Below are 15,793 nucleotides of genomic sequence, written 5' to 3'. Positions count from 1 at the left end.
CCTTGAACGACGACGTCGGCGTTGCGGTGCCTGCGGTGCGTGCGGCTCACGTCCCGGTGATCGGCTCCCGTCCCGGGAACTCCACCGGCCGCATGTGCGCAACGGCTCGCCGTCCCGGGCGATCCCGGTGACTATCTCCCGGTCTGTGAGGGCGGTCACCCTTGCGTTCATTTAGTTCGCACTTATACGACCGCTTGTACGAGGAGGCAGACTGGCAGCATGTCCCGCACCCCTCAGGCCCGCCCGCGCCGGCTGCCGCGCAGCCTGGCGGGCCAGCTCTTCGCGATGCAGATCGTGCTGGTCACCGTGGTGGTCGCCGGATGCGCGCTCTTCACGTATCTGAGCGACAAGCACCAGGCCGAGGAGGGCGCGCGCCACCAGGCGACCGCGGCGGCACGGGCGGTCGCGGACTCCCCTTCGGTACGGGAGGCCATCCGCGGCAGCGACCCGTCGAAGGAGCTCCAGCCGTACGCGGCACGGGTGCAGCGGGACACCGGCGTCGACTTCGTCACGATCATGGACCCGCGCGGCATCCGCTGGACGCACCCCGACGAGCGCCGCATCGGCGAACGCTTCCTCGGCCACCGGGCGGACGCGCTGCGCGGCAGGACGTTCGCGGAGACGTACACAGGGACGCTGGGCCCTTCGGTGCGGGTGGTCACGCCGATCTGGAGCGGTCCCGAGAACGGGGACGGCCGCATCGTGGGCCTGGTCAGCGCCGGCATCACCATCGAGGAGATCACCGAGAAGGCGCGCGGCCAGCTGCTCGCGCTGCTCGGCGTCGCGGCGGCGGCGCTCGTGCTCGGCGGCATCGGTACGTACGTCATCAACGCCCGCCTGCGCCGCAGCACCCACGGCATGAACGCCGCCGAGCTGAGCCGCATGCACGACTACCACGAGGCGGCGCTGCACGCCGTGCGCGAGGGGCTGCTGATGCTCGACGGGCAGCGGCGCATCGCCCTCATCAACGACGGCGGCCGCGAGCTGCTCGGGGTGGCGGACGACCCGGTCATCGGCCGCAACGTCGCCGAGCTCGGGCTCCCCGCCCCGCTGACGGGCGCCCTCCTCGCGGCGGAGCCCCGGGTCGACGAACTGCATCTGACCGCCGACCGCGTCCTGGTCGTCAACACCTCCCCCGTGACCGGCGGCGAGCGCCGCGGGACGGTGGTCACCCTGCGCGACCACACCGAACTCCAGGCGCTCACCGGCGAGTTGGACTCCGAGCGCGGCTTCACGCAGGCGCTGCGCTCGCAGGCCCACGAGGCCGCGAACCGTCTCCACACGGTGGTGTCCCTCATCGAACTCGGCCGCGCCGACGAGGCGGTCGACTTCGCCACCGCCGAACTGGAGCTGGCGCAGGCGCTCACCGACCAGGTGGTGGCCGCCGTCAGCGAACCCGTCCTCGCGGCCCTGCTGCTCGGCAAGGCGGCGCAGGCCAACGAGCACGGTGTGGAGCTGGTCGTCTCGGACGACAGCAGCATCGACGACGGCATGCTCCCGTCGGCCCTGCCCGCCCGCGACCTCGTCACGGTCCTCGGCAACCTCATCGACAACGCGGTCGACGCGGCGCAGGGCTCGCCGGCCGCGCGCGTCACCGTGACGGCACGGGCCGACGAGGCAGGCCTCCTCCTCCGCGTCCGCGACACGGGCCCCGGAGTCGACCCCGCACAACGCGACGCCGTCTTCGAACGCGGCTGGTCCACGAAGGCCTCCACGGGCCGCGGCCTCGGCCTGGCCCTGGTCCACCAGACGGTGACAAAAAACGGCGGCACACTGACGGTGAGGGAGTCCCCGGAGGGGGGCGCGGAGTTCGAGGTGACCTTGACACCGAGAGCGGGGGGCGTCTCCGCTGCTGCCGCCGCCGCGTCTGCGGGCCCGGCTGTCCCTACGGTCCCGGCTGTCCCTGCCGGTCCTGCTGTCCCTGCGGGCCCGGCTGTCCCTGCCGATCCTGCTGTTCCTGCTGTTCCTGCGGGCCCGGCTTTTCCTGCTGGTCCTGCTGTTCCTTCGGGCCCGGCTTTTCCTGCCGGTCCTGCTGTTCCTTCGGGCCCGGCTGTTCCTGCCGGTCCTGCTGGGGGCCACAGTGCCGCCCCTGCTGTGGGCCGTCGGGCCGCAGGTGCCCCCGCTGCGGACGGTGGGGGCGCTCCCGCTGTGGGCAAACGTTCCGCAGGGCGGAACGGGTGGGCACAGCCCCCGGTGCCGGGTGCGCATGGCGGGGGCGCCGAGGAGGACCCGGTGGGCCAGCCCCCGGCGCCGGGCACGCAGGGCGGAGGCGCCGACCAGGTCCCCCCGGTGCCGGGCACGCTGCGCGGCGGCGCCGAGGAGGACGCGAGAGGCCCGGCCCCGGGTGACGGAAGTGAAGACAGGAGCACCCAGTGATCCGCGTACTCGTCGTCGAAGACGACCCCGTCGCCGCCGACGCCCACGTCCTCTACGTCAACCGGGTCCCGGGTTTCGAGGCCATCGCCCGCCCCGCCCACTCCGCCGCCGAAGCCCGCCGCACACTCGACCGCACCCAGGTCGACCTGATCCTCCTGGACCTGCACCTCCCCGACGGCCACGGCCTCCAACTGGCCCGCTCGCTGCGCGCCGCCGGACACCCGACGGACGTCATCGCGGTGACGTCGGCCCGGGACCTGGCGGTCGTCCGCGAGGGCGTCTCCCTCGGCGTCGTCCAGTACGTACTGAAGCCCTTCACCTTCGCCACCCTCCGCGACCGCCTCACCCGGTACGCGGAGTTCCGCACCGCCGCCGCGGAGGGCGAGGCCACCGGCCAGGACGAGGTGGACCGCGCGCTCGCCACCCTGCGCGCACCGGGCCCCGTCGCCCTGCCGAAGGGACTCAGCGGCCCCACCCTCGAACGCGTCATCCGCACCCTGCGGGACGCCCCCGACGGCCTGACCGCCACCGCCGCCGCCCAGTCGGCGGGCCTCTCCCGCATCACCGCACGCCGCTACCTGGAACACCTGGTCGACACGGCACGCGCCGCCCGCAGCCCCCAGTACGGTCACGTCGGCCGCCCGGAGCTGGTCTACCGCTGGCTCACCGCGGCGGAATGACACGGAGCGACGCCCCTCCCCTCCGGACACCCCCCTCGGGGCACCCCCCTCGGGAGCCCCCGACACCGTACGTCCTATAACAACGTTGTCACGTTGATGACAAGCGTCAACGCCCATCCGTGGCACGGGCATTGACCTTGTTCCGAGCGCGCCCGTACGTTCACCGGGCAGCCCCGCGCTGCACCCCCGCGCTGTAGGAGGTCGTGCCCGTGCGTCCCACCACCACCCCGCTGCTCCTCACCGCCACCGCCCTGCTGGCCGCCGGCACCCTCACCGCGTGCGGCGGCGGCTCGGGCGACGATCCCGACACCGTGAGGATCTCCTTCAAGCAGTCCACGGACAACCAGATCAGGGTCATGGACACCTATCTGGAGGGGATCAAGAAGCAGTTCGAGAAGGCGAACCCCGGCAAGAAGGTCAAGCTGGTGCCGATCAAGGCACCGGACTCCGAGTACTACACCAAGCTCCAGCAGATGATGCGCTCCCCGAAGACCGCGCCCGACCTGGTCTACGAGGACACGTTCCTCATCAACTCGGACATCACCAGCGGCTACCTGAAACCGCTCGACACCTACCTGAACAAGTGGAAGGACTGGGACCAGTTCATCGGCACGGCCAAGACGGCGGCGAAGGCGGCCGACGGCAAGACGTACGGCGTGCCGGACGGGACGGACACCCGCGGCCTCTGGTTCAGCAAGGCGATCTTCAAGAAGGCCGGCCTGCCCGCGGACTGGCGGCCGAAGACCTGGGACGACGTCCTCGACGCGGCAAGGACCATCAAGAAGAAGGTCCCGGGCGTCACCCCCCTCAACGTCTACACCGGCAAGCCCGCCGGTGAGGCGTCCTCCATGCAGGGCTTCCAGATGCTCGCGTACGGCACGGGCAAGGACCCCCTCTACGACCCGAAGGCGAAGAAGTGGGTCACGGGCAGCAAGGGCTTCAAGGACTCCCTGCGGTTCGTGGAGACCGTCTACAAGGAGAAGCTCGGCCCCGACGTCTCGGACGCGCTCGACCCCAACTTCCCCACCCGCGTACGCGGTGAGCTGCTGCCCGAGGGCAAGCTGGCGATCAACCTCGACGGTTCGTGGCTGCCGCAGGACTGGGGCGAGGGCGCGGGCCATGAGTGGCCCGAGTGGTCGCGGGAGCTGGGCCTCGCGGCCATGCCGACGCAGCACGGCCAGGCGCCCGGCAAGGTGTCCATGTCCGGCGGCTGGACCTGGTCGATCCCGGCCAAGGCGAGCAACCCCGACCTGGCGTTCAAGTTCATCGAGACGATGCAGACGAAGGCCAACGCCAAGAAGTGGTACATCGCCAACTCGGGCATCGCGGTCCGCAAGGACGTCGCGGCCGACCCGTCGTACGTGAAGGCGCAGCCCGGCCTCAAGTTCTTCACGGACCTGGTCTCCTCGACGCACTACCGGCCCGCGTACCCCGCGTATCCGAAGGTCTCCACGGCGATCCAGGAGGCGATGGAGTCGGTGACGACGGGCGACGCGTCGGTGGAGGAGGCGGCGAGCGGTTACGACGAGGAGGTCGAGTCGGCGACGGACGGCGAGGTCATCGAGAAGTAACGCGAAGGCCCGCACCCGTCACCGCGGCCACCGCCACCACTCCCGCCGCAACCGCTCCCGCCACCGTCACAGCCGTCACAGCCGTCACAGCCGTCACAGCCGTCACAGCCGTCACCAGAGAGTGAGTGCCGTACGTGACCACCGCATCCTCCGCATCCTCCCCACCCCCCCCGGGCCCCGGCGGCGGCGCCAAGACGGCACCGGGACCGGGGCCGGGGCCGGGCGCCCCACCCCCGCCCGCCCGCCGCACAGGCGCCCGCGCCCGCCGGGGCCTGCTCAGGGCCCTGCCCGTCTCCCCCGCCGTCGTCCTCCTCGCGCTGTTCCTCGCGGGCCCGATCGGCTACTGCGCGTACATCGCCTTCACCGACCTCCAGCTCACCGGCCAGGCCGAGTCGAGCTTCGTGGGCCTGGACAACTTCCGTGAGGCGTTCGGCGACGAGAGGTTCCTGAACGCGGTCTGGCTCACCCTCGTCTTCACGGTCCTCTCCTCGATCATCGGCCAGAACACACTCGGCCTGGCCCTCGCCGCTCTCATGCAGCGCGCGTCCAAGCCGGTCCGCACACTCACGGGCGCGATCGTCGTCACGGCCTGGGTGCTGCCGGAGGTCGTCGCGGGGTTCCTCCTCTACGCCTTCTTCCGCCGCGAGGGCACCCTCAACGCCGTCCTCGACGCCCTCCATCTCCCCTCCCAGAACTGGCTGTTCACGCTCCCGATCCTGGCGGTGTCGTTCGCGAACGTATGGCGGGGAACGGCCTTCTCGATGCTCGTCTACTCCGCCGCACTCAACGAGATCCCCAAGGAGATCACCGAGGCGGCGGAGGTCGACGGCGCGAGCGGCTGGCGCCGCATGTGGCACATCACGCTGCCGATGATCCGCCGCTCGATCGGCACGAACCTCATGCTCAACACCCTGCAGACGCTGTCCGTCTTCGGCCTGATCTGGGTGATGACGCGCGGCGGCCCGGGAAACGACAGCCAGACGCTGCCGCTCTTCATGTACGAGCAGGCCTTCCAGAAGAGCATGATCGGCTACGGCACGGCCGTGGCCCTGCTCCTCCTCCTGGTCGGCTCGCTGTTCTCCGTCGTCTACATGCGCCTGCTGCGTACGGAGGCCTGAGTGCCCGTCAACTCTCTTTCCCTCCGCCCTCGTTCCCGCCGCACGAAACACCGCCTCGCCGCCGACGCGGGCCTGCTGGTCGTGGCGGCGGCGTTCGTACTTCCCCTCGCCTGGGTGGTCCTGTCCTCCTTCGACCCGAAGGCGGACCTGAGGGTGCGGCTCCCCGACAGCCTCACCCTGGACAATTACGACCAGGTCCTCACCCCCGAGATCACCTTCACCCCACTCCTCAACAGCCTGCTGCTCTGCGGCGGCGGCACCCTGCTCACGGTCGTCTGCGCGGCCCTCGCGGCCTACCCCCTCTCCCGCTACACGTCGCGCCTCAACCGCCCCTTCATGCTGACGATCCTCTTCGCGACGTGCCTGCCGATCACCGCGATCATGGTTCCGGTCTACGCCCTGTTCGTCCAGGTCGACCTGATCGACACGATGCACGGCACGATCTTCTTCTTCGCGGCGTCCCAACTCCCGTTCGCCATCTGGCTGATGAAGAACTTCATGGACGGCGTCCCGAAGGAGCTGGAGGAGGCGGCATGGACGGACGGCGCATCATCCTTCCAGTCCCTGCTCCGGATCGTCCTCCCCCTGATGGGCCCCGGCGTGGCCGTGGTGACCGTCTTCTCCTTCGTCATGATGTGGGGGAACTTCTTCGTCCCCTTCATGCTCCTGCTCACCCCGGAACAACTGCCGGCGTCGGTCAGCATCAACGACTTCTTCGGCAACAAGGGGACGGTGGTCTACGGCCAGCTGGCCGCGTTCTCGATCATCTACTCGACGCCGGTGATCCTCTTGTACGTCCTGGTATCGCGGAAGCTGGGCGGGGGCTTCGCGCTGGGCGGAGCAGTAAAGGGCTGACCCACCACCTGCTCGGCGGACACAGAACTGTGACATGACTTCGGCCCGATACATCCCACCCGCCCCATTCATACCCACACATCTCCCTGGTATCGCCCTCGGGACCGCACTAGCGTGCTGACCCCGCGCCATGCCCCCCACCAGCCAGGAGCCGACAGTGACCCGCCCCCTCCGCCTCGCGACGGCCGCGCTCACCGCGTCCGCAGCCCTGCTCTTGACGGCCTGCGGCAGCGACGACGACAAGCCCACGAACGACGACAAGATCGCGGGCGCGGAGCAGGGCGACAAGGAGACCTCGGCGACACCGAGCAACCCCACGAAGGCACCGGCCGACCGCCCGAAGATCGAGCTGCCGTCGGACCTGACGTACAAGTTCGAGTGGTCCAAGACGGGCGACAAGGACAAGGACGCCGTACTCGCCGACACCGAGCAGTACGTGAAGGCCGTCGACATGGCCATCGCCGAGCAGGACCCGCTGCACAAGGCGTACCGCTTCTACTCCGAGGGCGACGCGGCCGCCGGGAGCCAGAAGTTCGTGCAGGAGTACGTCGACTACAAGGACCGGATCACCGGCACCAAGCGGTACTTCAACGCCCGGGTGGACGTCACAGGGGGCAAGACGGCGGGCCTCGTCTACTGCGAGGACCAGCGGAAGGCGCACAACAAGAGCCTCAAGACGGGCAAGACCGCGAAGGCGGCGGCGCCGTCCAAGGACGACTTCGTGCTCTACAGCAGCCGACTGCACGTGAACAAGCAGGGCGTCTGGATCACCGAGACGACCACATCCGACCGGGGGAACGCGACATGCCAGCCGTGAGAAGGACACCACTGATCGCTGCCGGAGCCATGGTCATGGCTGCGGCGCTGCTCCTGCCGGGCCCGGCGTCGGCGCGTACCGGCCACGGCGGGACCACCAACGGCGACGCCAAGGGCCCCACGGAAGACGGCGGCGACGGCACACTGCTCGCGGAAGCCGGCGGCATCGTCTACGACCGTTCCAAGAACGGCTCGGGAGCCAAGACAGGCGCCATCGCGCCCACCGGCGACTACAGCCCGCCCCCGTGCTGGTACGGCCCCCGCTACACGGCCGCCGAATTCAAGAAGGAGCGCGAGGCGGTCTGGGCCGTCGACTCCACGGGGCACCAGTGGGACCTGGAACAGCGCAAGCGTTACGTCGAGGGCGAGCCGTACAAGAACTTCAACCTCGACAAGGCGGACAAGGGCTACTGGTGGACGTCGTTCCCCAACAAGTCCTACCCGCCCGGCTGGGACAAGTGCACGAAGGAGACCTTCTGGGTCGACAAGGGCGACCCGCCCCCCGCCGACATCCCCGAGGCGATCGACCCGGAAATGCTGGCAAAGCTCGCCTACGCCGAGATCCGCGTCCCCGGCACGAAGGTGTCCCTGGCCCCCGAGGCCGCGACGAAGGTGAACCTGCCCACCTGGGCATGGCTGGACGGCGCGGAGTTCAAGCCGGTGTCGGTGACGGCCTCGGTCCCGGTCCTCGGCATCGAAGCGACGACGACCGCCGAACCCGTCTCCCTCAAGATCGACCCGGGCACACCGGACGCCGAGACGTACCCCGCATCCGGCGTCTGCGAGATCGTCGACGGCAAGATCGGCGCACCCTACGCCAAGGGCAAGGCGAAGGAGACCCCACCCTGCGGCGTGAAGTACCTCCGTTCCTCGGGCGACGGCTCGTACCCGTTGAAGGCCACGGTCACGTGGAAGATCCACTGGACGGGCACCGGCGTAACCGAGGAACGACGACTCCCCGACGGCGAGTTCGGAGCAGAGCAGGACGTAGTCGTCGAGGAGGTCCAGTCCATCAACCGCTAGGACGGCCTCAGCCGGAGAGGACGACCATGGGAGGCCCCGAACCCAGTACGGGCCCCACCGGCGACGCCTCTCCCTCCCCCGCGGACCTGATCCTCTTCGCCGACGAAGAGGGCAACAGCGTCCGCGTCACCGTCCTCGGCGCCTACCCGGGACAACCGCACATGCGCTCGGCGGAGATCTCCGTCGAGACGCCCTTCGTCCGCGGCCGCCTCGACCTTGCCCTGTGGCTCTCCAGGTTGAGGCAGTGGGGGCACGTCCTGGACCGGCTGGAAGCCGGAGAGGACGCCGCGTGGATGAACGCCGAACGCGGACCCACGCTCTCCGTACGGCTCCGGGGTGAACGCGACTGCCCTGAGGTGGTCGTCGAGGACGTCACCACATCCATGGTGACGGTGCGGGTCCCCGTCGACTTGCCGGACGACTGGCTCGCACACCACCGGGAGCGGCTGGCAAGCCTGCTCGCCTCATGGAGCGAACACCTTGCCTGAACGGATCCGCCCCGGAGGACGCGCCGACAACCAGAGGCGGCAGAGTCCGGGAGTAATAGTGATGGCTTCGGTTCTTCTGGGCGGAACTGAACGGCTGATCGCCGACATCTTTCACGACACCCCTCAGGGGTCCGGCACCGTCTGGGTATGCGTGCGAACCGGAAAGCGGGCCCGGGGGAAAGGCTGGCAGGGCTGCTGGAGCAGCGAACATGAACCACCCGGCGAGGGAGCAGTGGCAGCATTCCTGTCAGCCCTGACCAAGAACTTGGCCAACCGCGTATCGGCAGAGCCCGGCGTCTCCGCCCTGACAGATCACTACTTCCATGAGGGCTGGCAGACGTGGGGACCTGGCATCCCGGCTCCGCTGATCGGCCTGGCAGAAGAACCGTCACCCGCCGACGAGCCACCTCGCCGCGTGCCAGCTCCGCCCTTCGATGCCGAAGGGTAGACCCCTGCCACCCCACTTGCCTTCCCACACCCACAATCTTCGACGACCTCGGTTACCTGCGCGAGCGCCCGGTGTGAGCGCCCTCCGTTCGGCGAACTCGCCCCCCCGGCCATACGGCGGATGAGCTACACGGGCGCGGACTTGCAACTCGCCCGGTCCCTCCAAGCCCTGACCGAGGCGGTAGGGATCGCGGGAGATCCACTCTCCACACCCCGAGGCCCGACCATGCTTCATGGGAGTACGGCCACCCACTGGAACCGCTCTTGGCCCCGTAACCCTCGCCCTCACCCTTGCCCCCCTCATAACCGCCTTCACTTGCTCGGACTCATTCGATAACTTCGCTCGTGCGTACGGTTGCGGGCGGTGCGGTTGAGGCGGAGGAAGTCACATGGGGGGCCATCGGCCGACGGACTGGCACGTCCTCGGCCTGGAGAAGGATCCGACGCCGGGTGATCGAGTATGACGCCGCGGGCAGGACCGAGACACGTCGCCTGGGTACGGGCGTCACCCTGCTCCACGCGTTCGACGAGGTGGGGCGTCTCGCCGGCCAGACAGTCACCGATACCGACGGCCGCTCCCTCCAGCGTCGCTCGTACTCCTACCGCGCCGACGGTGGCCTCACGGCCATCGACGATCAGCTTTCCGGCAGCCGTCGCTTCGAATTGGACCCATTGGGCCGGGTCACGGCAGTGCATGCCGCGAACTGGACCGAGACCTACGCGTACGACACAGCCGGCAACCTGACCCACAGCGACTGGCCCCGCGCTCACCCGGGTCACGAGGCCACAGGAGCGCACGAGTACAGCGGCGCCTGTCCCGTACCCCGGACACCTGGCGTTACGAGTGGGACGTCGAGGACCGCCTCATCGGCGTCGTCACCCCGGACGGCGTGCGGTGGCGCTACACCTACGACCCGCTGGGGCGTCGCACCGCGAAGCTCCGCTTGGCACCCGATGGCGAGACGGTGGTCGAACGGGTCGTTTTCACCTGGGACGGCATCAATTTCTGCGAGCAGACGACAACATCCGATGAACTGCCGCACCAGGTCATTCTCACCTGGGACCATCAGGGCCTGACTCCTCTTTCCCAGACCGAGCGAATAACCGGGACGACAGTTCCTGACCATGAGATCGACGCTCGCTTCTTCGCCATCGTCACTGATCTGGTCGACACACCCACCGAACTCATCGACGAAACAGGCGGCGTCGCCTGGCGCGCCCGCAGCACACTTTGGGGCACCACGGCCTGGGAGTCGGCCTCAACTGCTTATACACCGCTGCGCTTTCCCGGACAGTACTTCGACCCCGAAAGCGGCCTGCACTACAACCACCTCACGTGGATCGACCCTCTCGGCCTGACGCCTTGCGAGGAGGCGGCGAAGCAGGCTGCCGCCAGGAAGGAAACAGTCCTCGGCAAGGGCATTCCGGTGAGGAACGAGGCCTCTGTCGGCAGCGCCACGAGCCACAGCTACAAGAAGACATTCTTCGATGAGCATCCGCATCTCAAGGGCAAGGTAGTGGTTCACCATGCCATCGAGCAGCAGGTCCTGAAGCGCTACCCGAACCTCTTCTCGGCGGACGAGATCCACTCGCTCGAGAATCTGCGAGGGATACCCAAGGGCGACATCAACAGTAAAGTGCACCTCAGCGCGATACGCATCGAATGGACCTCAAGGAGCAATATGTGGCGTGAACTTGCCGCAGAATTCTCGGACGTTCAATTGTCCGAAGGCGCGAACGATGAGTCGGTGCGTGCAATTGACAATGGTCTCGGGCAATCCGTGCCCGCTTCCCTGTCCGCACTGCTCCTGGAGACGGATGGCATCGAAGACGAATTCGGAACGGAAGTAATCTGGACCGCGGAGAAGATTCTGTCGGAGAACTTGGCATTCAGAAGTGACGGGCAATACCGCACGTTGTACATGCCGTTCGATGCCTTGCTCTTCTTCGGGGACAACGGCGGTGGTGACCAGTTCGCCTTCGTTCGGACTCCGGAGCGCGAGGAGGTATTCGTGTGGGACCACGAGACGGACTCCCGGAGCCTGATCTCGCCCGATCTCGAGAGTTTCCTTCGGAGTGCTCTCGGGAATGCGGGCGAAGACTGGTACCGCTGACGCCTCGACTCGGCGCTCAGCACAGGCCGTACCTTCCCACCAATCCGCAACCTCGTAGGAACGCACCGTAGTCGCCACCCCCGGTGGCGCCTACCGTGTGCCCGTGCAATCGAGCCAACCCAGCCAGCCGCCGCACCAACCCACGCCCCCTTTCAACTTCCCCGCCGCCCGGCGCCTGCGGGAGGCGCTGGGGATGGCCCACGGGCACGTCGCCTACGGGCTGCGGGCCAGTTATGGACTCACGTACATCACCGCCGACACCGTCGCCGCGTGGGAGCGCGGGCTCACCTCGCCCACTTCCGCCGAGCTCACCGCGCTGGCCGCGACCCTGTGGTGCTCCCCCGGGGAGCTCATGGGCGCCCCGCGGACGCTGCGCGAGCACCGCGTCGCCCGCGGGCTCGCGCCGGAGGACGTCGCCCGCCAGGCCGGCGTGGAGATCCAGGCGTATCTGCGCATGGAGGAGACCGACACCTGGCGCGGGAACGAACGGCAGTCCGAAGCCCTCGCCCGGATCCTCCAGCTCTCCGTGCCCGACTTCGTCACCGTCACCGGGCGGGCCGAGCCCCTCGCCGAGCTGCTGCGCAGCGCCGTCACCACCCGGTGGCAGGGGTATGTGCGGCCCGTCAGCAAGCTGCTGCCCCTGGACAAGCGGCACGTCGAGGACGTGCTGCGGCAGATGCACGAGGACTACCAGTCCCGCATGGCGCGGACGCTGAGCTGGGGCGGCGGTGCCGGTTCGGACGCGTCGGGTGAAGCCGGGCGCGACTTCCTCGACCGAGTGCTCGAGCACTTCTGGGCACTGGCCCGGGGCAGCGGCCCATCAACCTGAGCATCACCCGGCGCCCTGTGCGTCGGCCGTGCCTCGCCACCGCCCGGACCGCCACTGCCACTGCCACCGCCCCCACCGATGAACCGCTAGAAAACCGACTCCGCCTCGTCCATCCGGTCCTTCGGGACCGTCTTCAGCTCCGTGACCGCCTCCGCGAGCGGCACCATCGTGATGTCCGTGCCGCGCAGCGCGGTCATCTTGCCGTACTCGCCGCGGTGCACCGCCTCCACCGCGTGCCAGCCGAAGCGGGTCGCGAGGACGCGGTCGTACGCCGTGGGGGTGCCGCCGCGCTGGACGTGGCCGAGGATGACCGGCTTGGCCTCCTTGCCGAGGCGGGCCTCCAGCTCGTACGCGAGCGCCGTGCCGATGCCCTGGAAGCGCTCGTGACCGAACTGGTCGATCGCGCCCTTGCCGTAATTCATGGTGCCGTCCTGCGGGTGCGCGCCCTCGGCGACGCAGATCACCGCGAACTTCTTGCCGCGCGAGAAGCGCTCCTCGACCAGGGCGACCAGGTCGGCGGGGTCGAAGGGGCGCTCGGGCAGGCAGATGCCGTGCGCGCCGCCGGCCATGCCGGACTCCAGGGCGATCCAGCCCGCGTGGCGGCCCATGACCTCGACGACCATCACGCGCTGGTGCGACTCGGCGGTGGTCTTGAGGCGGTCCATCGCCTCCGTGGCCACGCCGACCGCCGTGTCGAAGCCGAAGGTGCGGTCCGTGGAGGAGATGTCGTTGTCGATGGTCTTGGGGACGCCGACGACCGGCACGCCCGCGTCGGCCAGCATGCCCGCCGCGGTGAGGGTGCCCTCGCCGCCGATCGGGATGAGGGCGTCGAAGCCGCTCTTCTCGATGAGTTCCTTGGCGTTGTGGCAGGCGGCGCGGAAGCGGTCGCGCTCCAGGCGGGAGGAGCCGAGGATGGTGCCGCCGCGGGCCAGGATGCCGCTGACCGCGTTCAGGTCGAGAGCGCGGTAGCGCCCCTCGAGCAGGCCCGCGTAGCCGTCCTCGAAGCCGATGACCTCGTCGCCGTAGTGGGTCACGGCGCGGTGTACGACCGACCGGATCACTGCGTTGAGGCCGGGGCAGTCGCCGCCCGCGGTGAGAATTCCGATACGCATCGCGCTGTGTCTCCTGCTCGCTACTGGTACTTGTGAGCCGGTCCGATTGTTCCACGGCCGGAAGGGGGTCGCCGCTCACACCTGTCCGACGGATGCCTGTCCGATCCAGGGGCAGGGGTGCTGGTGACCCGTTGCGCCGGGGCTCCGTCCGGCGGGCGGCCTAGCCAGCCGCAGAGGTATTGTCAAGAGGGCACAGCCGCGATATCAGGTAATTTGTCCAGCTCGATCGGGGTACCCCCCAGACCTCGGCAGGCAGGGAAGAAGGGAAGAGCACGCGTGACGCGCAGCGTGTACGTGACCGGGATCGACCGGGGCGACGGTCGCCAGGTCGTCGAACTGGGAGTCATGGAGCTCCTGACCCGCCAGGTCGACCGGGTCGGTGTCTTCCGGCCGCTCGTCCACGACGGCCCCGACCGCCTCTTCGACCTGCTGCGGGCCCGCTACCGCCTCTCGCAGGACGCCGCAACCGTGTACGGCATGGACTACCACGAGGCGTCCGCGCTCCAGGCCGAGCAGGGCACCGACGAGCTGGTGTCGCAGCTCGTCGACCGGTTCCACCGGGTCGCGAGGGACTATGAAGTCGTCCTCGTGCTCGGGACCGACTTCGCCGCCACCCAGCTGCCCGACGAGCTCGCGCTGAACGCCCGCCTCGCCAACGAGTTCGGTGCCTCCGTGCTCCCCGTGGTCGGCGGCAAGAACCAGACCGCCGAGTCGGTGCGCGCCGAGACGCGGAACGCCTATCGCGCGTACGACTCGCTCGGCTGCGACGTCCTCGCGATGATCACGAACCGGGTGGCCCCGGCCGACCGGGACGAGATCCACGAGCGGCTGAAGACCCGCCTCCCCGTGCCCTGCTACGTCCTGCCGGACGAGGCCGCCCTCTCCGCGCCGACGGTCGCACAGATCACCCACGCCCTCGGCGGCCGCGTGCTGCTCGGCGACGACTCGGGGCTCGCACGCGACGCCCTGGACTTCGTCTTCGGCGGCGCCATGCTGCCGAACTTCCTGAACGCCCTGACGCCGGGCTGCCTGGTGGTCACCCCCGGCGACCGCGCCGACCTCGTGGTGGGCTCGCTCGCCGCCCACAGCGCCGGTACGCCGCCCATAGCGGGCGTCCTGCTGACCCTGAACGAACAGCCGGGCCCGGAGATCCTCACCCTCGCCGACCGCCTCGCCCCCGGCACCCCGGTCGTCGCGGTCTCCGGCGGCTCCTTCCCCACCGCGGCGGAACTCTTCGCGCTCGAGGGCAAGCTGAACGCGGCGACGCCCCGCAAGGCGGAGACCGCGCTCGGCCTCTTCGAGCGGTACGTCGACACCGCGGACCTCCTCAAGCGCGTCTCGGCCCCCAGCAGCGACCGGGTCACGCCGATGATGTTCGAGCACAAGCTCTTGGAGCGGGCCCGCGCCGACCTGCGTCGCGTCGTGCTGCCCGAGGGCACCGAGGAGCGGGTGCTGCGCGCCGCCGACGTGCTGCTGCGCCGCGGCGTCTGCGAGCTGACCCTGCTGGGCCCGGTCGAGCAGATCCGCAAGAAGGCCGCCGACCTCGGCGTGGACCTCGCCGACTCCGAGCTCATCGACCCGCAGACCTCCGAGCTGCGGGACCGTTTCGCCGCGAAGTACGCCGAGCTGCGCGCCCACAAGGGCGTCACCGTCGAGCTGGCGTACGACGTGGTGGCGGACGTGAACTACTTCGGCACGCTGATGGTCCAGGAGGGTCTCGCCGACGGCATGGTGTCGGGCTCCGTGCACTCGACGGCGGCCACCATCCGCCCGGCCTTCGAGATCATCAAGACCAAGCCGGACGCCTCCATCGTGAGCTCCGTCTTCTTCATGTGCCTCGCCGACAAGGTCCTCGTCTACGGCGACTGCGCGGTCAACCCGGACCCGAACGCCCCGCAGCTCGCGGACATCGCCGTGCAGTCGGCGACCACCGCCGAGCAGTTCGGCGTCGAGCCGCGGATCGCGATGCTCTCGTACTCGACGGGCACGTCCGGCACGGGCGCGGACGTCGACAAGGTGCGCGAGGCCACCGAGCTGGTGCGCGCCCAGCGCCCCGATCTGAAGATCGAGGGGCCGATCCAGTACGACGCCGCCGTGGAGCCGTCGGTCGCGGCCACCAAGCTGCCCGACTCGGACGTCGCGGGCCAGGCGAGCGTGCTGATCTTCCCCGACCTGAACACCGGCAACAACACCTACAAGGCCGTGCAGCGCTCGGCCGGCGCGATCGCCGTCGGCCCGGTCCTCCAGGGCCTGCGCAAGCCGGTGAACGACCTGTCCCGCGGCGCGCTCGTCCAGGACATCGTCAACACCGTCGCCATCACGGCGATCCAGTCCCAGGCCCAGCCGCCGAACCAGTAACCCCCA

At 69.4% G+C, this 15,793-nt stretch carries 12 protein-coding genes and 1 pseudogene; 12 read left to right on the top strand and 1 reads right to left on the bottom strand.

Features of this window, described 5'->3' with window-relative positions; genetic code table 11:
- The first annotated feature begins 219 nt into the window (after positions 1-219).
- The 11 genes and pseudogenes from ACH4D5_RS12745 (at position 220) to ACH4D5_RS12695 (ending at position 12,317) form a co-directional block, all read left to right on the top strand.
- On the top strand, positions 220-2,376 hold the full coding sequence (locus tag ACH4D5_RS12745) for an ATP-binding protein (protein ID WP_398301353.1): 2,157 nt from the start codon (positions 220-222) through the stop codon (positions 2,374-2,376).
- A complete protein-coding gene (locus tag ACH4D5_RS12740; protein ID WP_398301351.1) occupies positions 2,373-3,056 on the top strand; it encodes a response regulator in 684 nt (227 codons plus the stop codon). The genes ACH4D5_RS12745 and ACH4D5_RS12740 overlap by 4 nt, the downstream gene beginning before the upstream one ends.
- A gap of 203 nt (positions 3,057-3,259) precedes the next feature.
- Positions 3,260-4,627, top strand: coding sequence for an extracellular solute-binding protein (locus tag ACH4D5_RS12735; RefSeq protein ID WP_398301349.1), 1,368 nt, complete (start codon positions 3,260-3,262; stop codon positions 4,625-4,627).
- A 134-nt stretch (positions 4,628-4,761) separates the two neighbouring features.
- Positions 4,762-5,745 carry a carbohydrate ABC transporter permease gene (locus ACH4D5_RS12730; protein ID WP_398301347.1) on the top strand — a complete coding sequence of 328 codons (984 nt, stop codon included), beginning with the start codon at positions 4,762-4,764 and terminating at the stop codon, positions 5,743-5,745.
- Positions 5,746-6,600 carry a carbohydrate ABC transporter permease gene (locus tag ACH4D5_RS12725; protein ID WP_398301345.1) on the top strand — a complete coding sequence of 285 codons (855 nt, stop codon included), beginning with the start codon at positions 5,746-5,748 and terminating at the stop codon, positions 6,598-6,600.
- A gap of 157 nt (positions 6,601-6,757) precedes the next feature.
- Complete coding sequence (locus tag ACH4D5_RS12720; RefSeq protein WP_398301343.1) at positions 6,758-7,417, top strand: hypothetical protein; 660 nt, start codon at positions 6,758-6,760, stop codon at positions 7,415-7,417.
- Positions 7,405-8,439 carry a hypothetical protein gene (locus ACH4D5_RS12715; protein ID WP_398301341.1) on the top strand — a complete coding sequence of 345 codons (1,035 nt, stop codon included), beginning with the start codon at positions 7,405-7,407 and terminating at the stop codon, positions 8,437-8,439. Before ACH4D5_RS12720 ends, ACH4D5_RS12715 begins: the two co-directional genes overlap by 13 nt.
- Positions 8,440-8,465: 26 nt before the next feature.
- Positions 8,466-8,927, top strand: coding sequence for a DUF5959 family protein (locus ACH4D5_RS12710; protein ID WP_398301339.1), 462 nt, complete (start codon positions 8,466-8,468; stop codon positions 8,925-8,927).
- A gap of 795 nt (positions 8,928-9,722) precedes the next feature.
- Positions 9,723-10,738: pseudogene (locus tag ACH4D5_RS12705) on the top strand (RHS repeat domain-containing protein); the annotation flags it as partial.
- Positions 10,739-11,056: 318 nt separating this feature from the next.
- Entirely contained in the window at positions 11,057-11,488 is a 432-nt protein-coding gene (locus tag ACH4D5_RS12700; RefSeq protein ID WP_398301468.1) for an SMI1/KNR4 family protein, read from the top strand.
- Between the two features lie 97 nt (positions 11,489-11,585).
- Positions 11,586-12,317 carry a helix-turn-helix domain-containing protein gene (locus ACH4D5_RS12695; RefSeq protein ID WP_398301337.1) on the top strand — a complete coding sequence of 244 codons (732 nt, stop codon included), beginning with the start codon at positions 11,586-11,588 and terminating at the stop codon, positions 12,315-12,317.
- A gap of 86 nt (positions 12,318-12,403) precedes the next feature.
- On the opposite strand, the gene ACH4D5_RS12690 is transcribed toward ACH4D5_RS12695, so the two are convergent.
- On the bottom strand, positions 12,404-13,429 hold the full coding sequence (locus ACH4D5_RS12690; RefSeq protein ID WP_127912365.1) for a 6-phosphofructokinase: 1,026 nt from the start codon (positions 13,427-13,429) through the stop codon (positions 12,404-12,406).
- A 276-nt stretch (positions 13,430-13,705) separates the two neighbouring features.
- On the opposite strand from ACH4D5_RS12690, the gene pta reads away from it, so the two are divergent.
- Positions 13,706-15,787, top strand: a complete 2,082-nt coding sequence (gene pta, locus ACH4D5_RS12685) for a phosphate acetyltransferase (protein WP_398301335.1) — start codon at positions 13,706-13,708, stop codon at positions 15,785-15,787.
- Positions 15,788-15,793: the final 6 nt, after the last annotated feature.

Origin of the sequence: Streptomyces sp. NPDC018029, from assembly GCF_044327655.1 — a bacterium.
Lineage (GTDB): Bacteria > Actinomycetota > Actinomycetes > Streptomycetales > Streptomycetaceae > Streptomyces.
Note: the sequence above shows the minus strand (reverse complement) of the source record. Positions and strands in the feature narration are given on the sequence as shown.